The following is a 9346-nucleotide window of genomic DNA, read 5'->3' as shown; positions in this document are numbered from 1 at the left end:
ACCCGCGAACTCCCGCCCCACCGAACCACGGAGGATCCTCATGGAGGACTACGCACTGCAGGCCGTCGAGCGGCTGACGACCCGGCCCGCCGAGCCGTACGACACCCTCTCCGTCGCCCCGATCTCCCCGCTCCTGGGCGCGGAGGTGTCCGGGCTCGACCTGTCGCGGGAACTGACACCCCAACAGGAGAAGGAACTCAAGCACGCGTTCCAGACCCACCACGTCCTGGTCTTCCGCGACCAGGACATCGACCCCGAGCAGCACAAGAGGTTCGCGGCCGTCTTCGGTGAACTGCATCCCGTCGCGCTGCCGGTCGAGGGATCCGACCCCTACATCCTGGAGATCAAGGCGACCAAGGAGTCCAAGGCGGTCGCCGGCAACGGCTGGCACGCCGACGGCACCGCGGACGTCGAGCCGTCCCTCGGGTCGATGCTGTACCTGACCACGGTCCCCGGCAGCGGTGGCGGTGACACGTTGTTCGCCAACATGCATCTCGCCTACGAGCTGCTCTCGCCGTCGATGAGGGAGTTCCTGGACGGACTGACCGCGCTCCACGACGGGGCCCTGCCCTGGGTCGCCGCGGGACAGACACCGCCGCCCGAGTACGAGGTGCCGCGCACCGAACACCCCGTCGTCGTCCGGCACCCGGAGACCGGCCGGAAACTGCTGTTCGTCAACGCCCCCTACACCTCGCACATCACACAGCTGTCCCGCGCCGAGAGCGACGCGCTGCTCGGCATGCTGTACACGCACATCGCCGGGACCCCACTGCTGCACTGCCGGGTCCACTGGCAGCCGCGCACGCTGGTGTGCTGGGACAACCGCAGCGTGCAGCACCACGCCGTGTGGGACTACTTCCCGCACACCCGCCACGGCCGCCGCGTGGCCGTGAACGGGACCCGCCTGTACGCCTGACCACTCCCGGTCCCGTCCCGGCCGCGCCCGTCGGGCGGGCGTACGGCACCATGGTGACCCGACGATCACTTCGGGGCCGTACGCCCCTCCTCCACCGCCCGTCTCGTCCCGGGAGGAGCACCATGAGCGCCACCACGCCGACCGGGAGCCCCACGCGAACCACCTCGGACTCGGCGTGGGCTCCGTTGGCCCGACCGGTGTTCCGGGCGCTGTGGATCGCGCAGTTCGTGTCGAACATCGGCACGTGGATGCAGACGGTCGGCGCGCAGTGGCTGCTGGTCGGGCACGGGGCGACGCTCGTCACGCTGGTGCAGACGGCGTCCAGTCTGCCCGTCGTGCTGCTGGCGCTGCCTTCCGGCGTGCTCGCCGACCGGTTCGACCGGCGGGGTCTGCTGCTGGTCGCGCAGTTCGCGATGTTCGCCGTGTCGGTCGTGCTGACGGTGCTGGCCTTCGCGGATGCGTTGTCGCCCGCGCCCCTGCTCGCGCTGACCTTCCTGCTCGGCTGCGGGACCGCTCTGATGGGGCCGTCCTGGCAGGCCATCCAGCCGGAGTTGGTGGACCGGGAGCAGCTCGGGCAGGCGTCCGCGCTGGGCGCGGTGAACATGAACCTGGCCCGTGCCGTGGGCCCGGCGCTCGGCGGTGTCGTGGTCGCCGCGGCCGGTGCGGGCTGGGTGTTCGGTTTCAACGCGGTGTCGTTCCTCGGCATTGCGGCCGTGCTGTTGGTGTGGCGGCGGCCGAGGACCACGGTGCCCACGGCTGAACGGGAACGGCTGCTGACCGCGCTGTACGCGGGCCGGCGCTACGTATGGAACGCCCCCGGTGTCCGGCGCGTGCTGCTGCGGACGGCCCTGTTCATCCCCGGTGCCGCCGCGCTGTGGTCGCTGCTGCCGCTGATCGCGGCCGACTCCCTGGGCATGGGGTCCGGCGGCTACGGGCTGTTGCTCGGTGCGGTCGGGGTCGGCGCGGTGGCGGGTGCCTTCGCGCTGCCGTGGCTTCGCCGACGGCTGGGAATCAACGGGGTGTTGGCGGCCGGCGCCGTCATGTTCGCCCTCGTCCTGGCGGTCCTCGCCACCGTTCACGTCACCTGGCTCGCGGTCCTCGTGCTGCTGCCCGCGGGGCTCGCCTGGATCGGTGTCCTGTCCACGCTCAACGCGGCGATCCAGACGCGCCTGCCCGGCTGGGTACGGGCGCGCGGACTCGCCGTCTATCTGCTGGTCTTCCAGGGCGGTCAGGCGCTCGCCGCTCCGCTGTGGGGCGCTCTGGTGCAGTGGCTGGGACTGACCGCTGCCCTGCTCACGGGCACCGCGGTGATGCTGCTGAGCGCGCTCACCCTGCTGCGCTGGAAGCTGTACGGCACGGAGGGGCTCGATCCCACGCTCTCCGACCACTGGCCCACCCCGCCGCTGGTCTTCGTGCCCGGTCCGCTGGACGGCCCGGTCCTGGTCTCCGTCGTCTACCGTGTCGGGCCGGACGACTGCGGCGCGTTCCTCGACGCGATGGACGACGTCGCCCGCTCCCGGCGCAGGACCGGCGCCCTCACCTGGGGCCTGTTCCAGGACGGCAACGCACCCGGCCGCTTCATCGAGAACTACCTTGTCGGCTCCTGGGGCGAGCACCTGGCCCAGCACCACAGCCGTCTCACCGGCACCGACCGACGCTTCGAGGACCGCGCCCGAGCCCTTCTCCTGCCCGGTACGACTCCCGAGGTGACCCACGCCTTCGACGCGTCGGTCGGCCCGACCGTGCCCAGGCCGGAGGGCGCGTCCTCCTGACCCGTCAGGCAGGGGGAGTCACCACGGCCCGCAGCCAGGTGGGTCCACAGCTCCCCGGAGATGCCTTCCGCCCTGGCGCTCGCATGGCAGGCACCAAGTAGGTACCATCGCCGTATGCCCTCACTGAACGTGTCCTTCACCGACGAGGAACTCGAAGGCGTGCGCGCGGCCGCGGCGGCCGAAGGCAAGAGCCTCAAGCAGTACCTCCACGACCTGGGTGTCCGCGAGATGCAGCGCAGGCAGTTCGTCGCGGGCGCGGGGGCGTGGGCCGACCGGCTGCGCGAGGAGTTCGACGACGCCTTCCCGGACGAGGTGCCGCCCGCCGAGCGCGCCGACGGAGCCGCTGCCGCCTGATGCACCTGAACGTCGACGTCTCCTGGCTCCTCGACGTCCAGGAGTCCGCCCTCGGTCACGAGGACATGTCCGTCACCGACTACTCCGCCCTGGTGGCGGCCGTCGCCAGGCACCGCACCAAGCTCCCCACCCTCGAAGCCGCGGACCCGGACGCCGCGTGGCGGGCCGCCGCCCTCATGCACACGATCGTCCGCCTGGAGCCGCTCCCGCACCGCAACAGCCTGTACGCCGCGTTCGTCGCGGCCCAGTACATGGCCCAGTCCGGCGAAGGCATCGACCCGCCCTACGGCGCGCTGTCCGAACTCGTGCGGAAGATCCGCGACACGCGGGTGCGCGTTCCCGCGGTCGCCGACCAACTGCGCTCCTGGAAGGTGTGACGGCATATTCCGCCGGCCCTTTCCCCGGCCTGTTCCGGTCACCGGAACGCGCCGTGACAGCCGGGTTCGCGCGGAGCAGCCTGGTGGGCCAACAGGGCGCGCACCGGGCGAACGCAGGTCCGCACCGCCGGGCGGCGCCGGTACTCATCGGGGGATGCAGCCGTATGGACCGTATGGATGGTGTGGACGTCGCGGTGAACAGAGGGGCGCCAGGGGGACAGGGGATCCGGGTGGTGGTGGTCTCCCCGGTCCGGATCTATCTCCAGGGCCTGGCCCGACTGCTGGCCGGCGAGGACGGATTACAGCTCGTGGGGACGGCGCCCGACGTGGGGTGCGCGCAGTCGCTGCTGGCCGGGACGGACGCCGACGTCGTCCTGCTCGACGCGACGGGGGACATGGCCGGCGAGGCGGGCCTGGACGCGCTGTACCGGCTGGGTGAGAGCACGGCGGTGCCGTGTGTGGTGCTCGGCATCTCCGACCGGGCCGCGGACGTGGTGGCGTACGCGGAGGCGGGCATCGCCGGATACGTCACCAACGAGAACTCCTTCACGGATCTGGTCGACACGCTCCGGTCCGCGACCCGGGGCGAGTTCAGCTGCCAGGCCGGTATCGTCGCGGGACTCGTCGGACGGCTGGCCGCGCTGGCCAGGGTCCACCGGGGCGTGCGGGCGCCCAAGCTCACCTCCCGCGAGCTGGAGATCGTGGTGCTGCTCGAGTCCGGGTACGCCAACAAGGAGATCGCGCGGCTGCTGCACATCCAGCTGACCACCGTGAAGAACCACGTGCACAACGTCCTGGAGAAACTGGGCGTGGGCAGCCGCAGCGAGGTCGCCGCCGCGGTGCGCGGGTTCCGAATGACCCTGCCCGCACCGGCAGTTGCCACCACGCGCAGGGGGGCCGGGACCGGATCCCGTACCGGTCCCTTTCCGGATCCCATGGATTCATTCGCCCGCGAAAGGGTGCCCGCACAATCGCCCTGATGCCCCCTCTGCGTGGAGGTGCCAGGTGCTCGAGCGTTCCGCGAAAGGCGCACAGGGACAGGACCGGTCCCCGCCGGGCAGGGCTCCGGCCCCCGTCTCCCGGACGCGGGCGACCTCCCCGCCCGGGCACATCCTGCGCAGTCTCGGGAACACGGCCGTCGCGGAAGGCGTGAGCCCGTACGCGTCCGCCGTGGCACCGGCGGAGCAGACGGTCACCGCCGCACCGGCACAGCAGGTGGCCGCCGCCTTCCACCGGCATGGTCCGGCGGCGGCCGCGGCCACCGTCCGTGCGGCCCGGGCTTCCGGCAGCCCGCTGCCCGCCGAGATCGCGTCCCGGGCGGGTGCGCACTTCGGTCTGCCCCTCGGGCAGGTACGGCTGCACGACGACGCCTTCGCGCACGAGGCGGCGGCAGGAGTGCGGGCCAACGCGTTCACGGTGGGCGACCATGTCTTCTTCGGCGCGGGCAAGTTGGAGACCGGCACGTCCGCCGGTCGGTTCCGGATGCTGCACGAGATCGCCCACACCCTGCAGCAGCGCAGGCCGGGCGCGGCCGGCGCCGACACCGAGGCCCTGGAACGGGACGCGGACCGGGTCACGGTGGCCGGAGCGGCGGCGGTACCAGGCATGCTCGGCACCGGCCGGGTGCTGCTGCGTGAGCCGACGTACCCCCGTCGGGCCACCTCGACCCAGATGCTGCGGGAGGCCGACCGCGTCCTCGGACAGGCCCGCAGCGAGGAGGCCACCGACCCGACCCTGCGCATGTGGTCGCGCGTCACGTCGAACTTCGAACCCGACGTGACCTGCGGTGTGCTCGCCCGCCGGGTGTGGACCTCGGTCTTCCTGCGGCACTTCACCGAGCCCGAGCAGCGGCCGGGCGTGGAGAGCGCCCACCCGCGCTACCTCTACTCCCGCGACTACGGCTGGATCGACGGACAGCACTTCTTCGCCTTCATCGACTTCGCCGAGGGCCAGGTCAGGGCCGCGGGCAGCCGGCAGGGAGGGCTCGACCGGGCGACCGCGCAGGGCTCGGAGATCGAACGCGGCCAGCAGAAGGTGAAGGACAAGGTCCTCCTCGGCGCGCCTCCGGCCACCGACGTGACCCGGCTGATGCAGGTCCGCGGCCCGCGGACCGGGCTGTTCGTCCTGCCGCGGGCCGCCGCCGGAACCGCCACCCGGCTCGGCGCCGACATCCTCGCGTGGCAGAGCCTCACCGGCGCCCAGTCCGAACTCTTCGACCAGCTCGACCCCGTACAGCGCTCGAAGTTCTGGACCGACAGCGCCAAGTCCGCCTGGAGCTACGAGGACATCGTCTCCAACCAGCTCGGCACCCGGTTCTTCCTGGAGCACAGAGAGGCGATCAACGCCCTGCCCGCCGCCGCCCGGCCGACCGGGTTCACCGCACGGCTCGCCGCCTTCCTCCAGGCCATCAAGGTCGTGGACGACCAGGCGGTCCTGGACGGTGTCGCGCGCAACCTGCCGGGCCAGGAGCGCTACAAGCCGCCGACGACGGACGAGGCGAAGGCCCGGCAGCTGCACCCCGAGCTGTTCACCCTGCCCCGGTGATCCGCCGCACCCCCCGGACACGGGCGAGGGATCCGGACACGGGTCAGGGATCCGGATGCCGGCGAAGGATCCGGATCCCGTGCCGGTCCCTTTGCGGACCCAGGGGATTCATGCGGGCGGCCGCGCACTTCACCAGAGTTGTACTCACCGGAAGCGGTGCACACCGATGGACCCGATTCGAGTTCTCGTCGCGGACATGGTCGCTCTCGACCGCGACATCGTGGCGCGCATCGCCGCACAACCGCAGGACATGACGATCGTGGGCAGCGCCCGCGGAGCGGCCGAGGCCGCCGCCGCGCTCGACGCCCACGGGGCCGACGTCCTGGTGACGTCCGCGTCCGGCACCGGATCGCTGGGCGCCTGCCTGGAGTTGATGTGGACCCACCCGCGCCTCGCGGTCGTGGTGGTGGACCCGGCGGACCCACGAGGTCTCGTCCGGGTCTGCCGCCTCGCCGAACAGGTGCGAGGGGCGGGGGCTGCGTGGCCGCAGTACCTGCTGGACGCGATCCGCTCGGCGGCGGTCGCGGCGCGAGAGGACTGAGGGGCGCTGTTCGACGGCGGCCCCGGGAGGAGGAGCACATGACCGTACGGATCAGGAGCCTGCTCACGTCGGGCCCGATCATGGTCTCGCTGAACAGCGGACGCACCGTCCGGCTGTCGCCCGGGCGGTGGTCGGCCGAGCTGCGCGACGCCGAGGTGGCGGACAACGCCAAGGTGGACAAGCTCAGCCGGCGCGGCGACATCGAGGTGGAGCAGAGCGGCGAGGAGTCCGAGGCCGCCGCCCAAGAGGCACCCGCCGCTCAGGACGACGCCGGCGCGAGCAAGGGCACGCGCACCCGGAAACGTACCGACTCCGCCGGATGACCGCGCGCACCCCAGGCTTCGATTCGCAGAGGAGACGATCATGCCGACCCTGAGTTATCCGGGTGTCTACGTCCAGGAGGTGTCCGGCGGAGTGAGGCCGCTGGACACGGCCAGTACGTCCACCGCCGCGTTCGTCGGACTCAGCGAGATGGGTCCGGACACCGGCGCGGGACTGGTCACCAACTGGACCGACTTCCAGCGCGTCTACGGCTCGTTCATCACGGACAGCTACCTCGCCCACGGCGTGTTCCAGTACTTCGGCAACGGTGGCCGCCAGTGCTACATCGTGCGCGTCACCCGCCCCGACGCCACGGTCGCCAGTGTCACCGTGCACAACCGCGCGGCCGTACCGGCGGCGGGACTCACCTTCTCGGCGAAGAACAAGGGCGAGTGGGGCAACACGCTGCTCCTGCAGATCGAGGACGGCACGCTCGACCCCGGCAATCTGTTCAAGCTGACGGTCCGTCGGCAGACCGATCCCGCCGCTCTGCCGGACAGCCCGCAGGACCTGCCGGCGCTGGAGGTCTTCGACAACCTCAGCATCGACCCCGCCTCGCCCGCCTACGTCGTCACTGTCGTCGGACAGGCCTCCGGGCTGGTCGACGTCGAGGTACTGGCGGCCAACAACGGCACCCAACAGGGCCTCCACCGGGGCGGGTTGGGCCCCACCCTGCCGCTGGCCACCGACCTCTCCTTCCAGATCTCCCTGGACGGTGACGGCTTCCAGCCGGTCACGCTGGCCGCGGGAGCGGGCACGGCGACCGCGCTCAGCGACGTGGCCACCGCGATGGAGAACGCGGTCCACCCGCTGAAGAAGCGGAAGGCCTCCACCGACGGCGCGGCCTTCACCGGCTTCTCCTGCACCACCGAGACGGTCGGATCGAAGCTCCGGCTCGTGCTGAAGTCCGGTACGAACACGGCCACTTCGTCCGTACGGATCCAGCCCGCGGCGGCGCACGACGCCACCGCGCTGCTCAGGATCGGGGCCGCCGCGGGCGGACGCTCCGAGGACGGCATCGCCCTACGACGCCCGGCCGCCGTCCAGTTGCTGCAGATCGGCGACTCGGGCATCGCCGCCCCCGTGACAGCGGCCACCCGTGGCTCGGACGGCGACGCGGACATCACCGAGACCTCCTTCAGCGACGCGTTCTCCCGGTTGGACCACATCACCGACTTCAGCCTGCTGGCCGTACCGGGGGAGTCCAGCCCCACGATGGCCGACCTGGGGATGGCCTACTGTGCCAACCGGCCGCTCCAGGACGTCTTCTACATCGCGGAGACCGGCCGGGACGACGACACCGTCGCCGACGCGACGACCTTCCGCAACAAGCTGACCACCTCCAACTCCTACGGGGCGCTGTACTTCCCGTGGGTCAAGTCCCTCGACCCCGCCGGCGGTTCGACCGATCCGGTCCTCCTGCCCCCCTCCGGCTCGGTCGCCGGCCTCTACGCCCGCATCGACGCCTCGCGCGGAGTGTGGAAGGCGCCGGCCGGCACCGAGGCCGGGCTGAACGGGGTCGTCGGCCTCGGCGCGGAGCTGAGCGACGTCGACCACGGCAACCTCAACCCCCGAGGCGTCGACGTCATCCGGCGCTTCCCCGGAGTCGGCGTGGTGGCGTTCGGCGCCCGCACGATCTCCGCGGACCCGCAATGGCGCTACGTCCCGGTGCGCCGGACCGCGATCATGCTGCGGGTCAGCATCTACAACGGCATCCAGTGGGCCGTGTTCGAACCCAACGACGAGCCCCTGTGGTCCCAACTCAGGCTGTCCATCGGCTCCTTCATGACGACCCTGTTCCGCCAGGGGGCGTTCCAGGGCGCCACCCCCTCGCAGGCCTTCTTCGTCAAGTGCGACGCGGAGACGACCACGCAGGCCGACATCGACGCCGGGGTGGTCAACGTCCTGGTGGGCTTCGCACCCCTGAAGCCGGCCGAGTTCGTCGTCGTGAAGATCAGCCAGCAGGCGGGCCTGGCGTCCGGGTAACGGCGGACGAACTACAAAAGGAGCAGGGCCGATGCCCAAGTTCACTGTCAACAGCACCCGGTTCGACCCCTACCTGGGATTCAGGTTCAAGATCAAGATCGACGGCCAGTACGTGGCCGGCCTCAACAAGTGCAGCCCGCTGAAGCGGACCACGGAGGTCACCTCCTGGTACGAGGGCGGCGACGCGAGCGGACCCCACCGGATACCGGGGAAGACCCAGCACGCCGAGATCACGCTGGAGGCCGGTGTCACCCACGACACCACCTTCGAGGACTGGGCGAACAAGGTGAACAACTTCCAGGGCGACGCCGCGATGTCCCTGGCCACCTTCCGCAAGGACATCGCGATCGAGGTCTACAACCTCGGCGGCCAGAAGGTCCTCGCCTACAACGTCTACCGCTGCTGGGTCTCCGAGTACCAGGCGCTGCCCGAGCTCGACGCGGGCGGCAACGCGGTGATGATCAGCTCGATCAAGCTCGAGAACGAGGGCTGGGCCCGGGACGCCTCGGTGACCGAGCTCAAGGAGACGTGAGAG

10 protein-coding genes are annotated in these 9346 nt (G+C 71.2%); all 10 read left to right on the top strand.

The genetic code is table 11. The features are described from left to right. Positions 1–40: 40 nt before the first annotated feature. Positions 41–916 carry a TauD/TfdA dioxygenase family protein gene (locus ACIQI8_RS01240; protein ID WP_402343160.1) on the top strand — a complete coding sequence of 292 codons (876 nt, stop codon included), beginning with the start codon at positions 41–43 and terminating at the stop codon, positions 914–916. 122 nt (positions 917–1038) lie between these two features. Continuing rightward, complete coding sequence (locus ACIQI8_RS01235; RefSeq protein ID WP_402343157.1) at positions 1039–2688, top strand: MFS transporter; 1650 nt, start codon at positions 1039–1041, stop codon at positions 2686–2688. A 114-nt stretch (positions 2689–2802) separates the two neighbouring features. Continuing rightward, complete coding sequence (locus ACIQI8_RS01230) at positions 2803–3042, top strand: hypothetical protein (RefSeq protein ID WP_185146375.1); 240 nt, start codon at positions 2803–2805, stop codon at positions 3040–3042. Continuing rightward, entirely contained in the window at positions 3042–3419 is a 378-nt protein-coding gene (locus ACIQI8_RS01225; RefSeq protein WP_402343153.1) for a toxin Doc, read from the top strand. The genes ACIQI8_RS01230 and ACIQI8_RS01225 overlap by 1 nt, the downstream gene beginning before the upstream one ends. Before the next feature lie 164 nt (positions 3420–3583). After that, positions 3584–4399 (top strand): LuxR C-terminal-related transcriptional regulator, encoded by an 816-nt coding sequence (locus ACIQI8_RS01220; RefSeq protein WP_402343150.1) that lies wholly within the window; start codon positions 3584–3586, stop codon positions 4397–4399. A 25-nt stretch (positions 4400–4424) separates the two neighbouring features. Beyond that, positions 4425–5963 carry a DUF4157 domain-containing protein gene (locus ACIQI8_RS01215; protein ID WP_402343147.1) on the top strand — a complete coding sequence of 513 codons (1539 nt, stop codon included), beginning with the start codon at positions 4425–4427 and terminating at the stop codon, positions 5961–5963. A 166-nt stretch (positions 5964–6129) separates the two neighbouring features. After that, positions 6130–6504, top strand: a complete 375-nt coding sequence (locus tag ACIQI8_RS01210; protein ID WP_402343144.1) for a hypothetical protein — start codon at positions 6130–6132, stop codon at positions 6502–6504. Between the two features lie 38 nt (positions 6505–6542). Then, positions 6543–6827, top strand: a complete 285-nt coding sequence (locus ACIQI8_RS01205; RefSeq protein ID WP_402343141.1) for a hypothetical protein — start codon at positions 6543–6545, stop codon at positions 6825–6827. 40 nt (positions 6828–6867) lie between these two features. Continuing rightward, positions 6868–8811, top strand: coding sequence for a phage tail sheath family protein (locus ACIQI8_RS01200; RefSeq protein WP_402343138.1), 1944 nt, complete (start codon positions 6868–6870; stop codon positions 8809–8811). Positions 8812–8842: 31 nt separating this feature from the next. Continuing rightward, positions 8843–9343: a phage tail protein gene (locus ACIQI8_RS01195; protein WP_402343135.1), complete on the top strand. Its 501-nt coding sequence runs from the start codon at positions 8843–8845 to the stop codon at positions 9341–9343. The last annotated feature ends 3 nt before the right edge of the window (positions 9344–9346 follow it).

Source organism: Streptomyces sp. NPDC092369, from assembly GCF_044755245.1.
In the GTDB taxonomy this organism is placed as follows: domain Bacteria; phylum Actinomycetota; class Actinomycetes; order Streptomycetales; family Streptomycetaceae; genus Streptomyces.
The sequence above is the reverse complement of the archived record's forward strand: the minus strand, read 5'-3'. Positions and strand labels throughout refer to the sequence as shown.

Coding starts and splice junctions, on each gene's coding strand:
- ACIQI8_RS01240 (WP_402343160.1), top strand. CDS start 41: ATGGAGGACTACGCACTGCAGGCCGTCGAGCGGCTGACGACCCGGCCC.
- ACIQI8_RS01235 (WP_402343157.1), top strand. CDS start 1,039: ATGAGCGCCACCACGCCGACCGGGAGCCCCACGCGAACCACCTCGGAC.
- ACIQI8_RS01230 (WP_185146375.1), top strand. CDS start 2,803: ATGCCCTCACTGAACGTGTCCTTCACCGACGAGGAACTCGAAGGCGTG.
- ACIQI8_RS01225 (WP_402343153.1), top strand. CDS start 3,042: ATGCACCTGAACGTCGACGTCTCCTGGCTCCTCGACGTCCAGGAGTCC.
- ACIQI8_RS01220 (WP_402343150.1), top strand. CDS start 3,584: ATGGACCGTATGGATGGTGTGGACGTCGCGGTGAACAGAGGGGCGCCA.
- ACIQI8_RS01210 (WP_402343144.1), top strand. CDS start 6,130: ATGGACCCGATTCGAGTTCTCGTCGCGGACATGGTCGCTCTCGACCGC.
- ACIQI8_RS01205 (WP_402343141.1), top strand. CDS start 6,543: ATGACCGTACGGATCAGGAGCCTGCTCACGTCGGGCCCGATCATGGTC.
- ACIQI8_RS01200 (WP_402343138.1), top strand. CDS start 6,868: ATGCCGACCCTGAGTTATCCGGGTGTCTACGTCCAGGAGGTGTCCGGC.
- ACIQI8_RS01195 (WP_402343135.1), top strand. CDS start 8,843: ATGCCCAAGTTCACTGTCAACAGCACCCGGTTCGACCCCTACCTGGGA.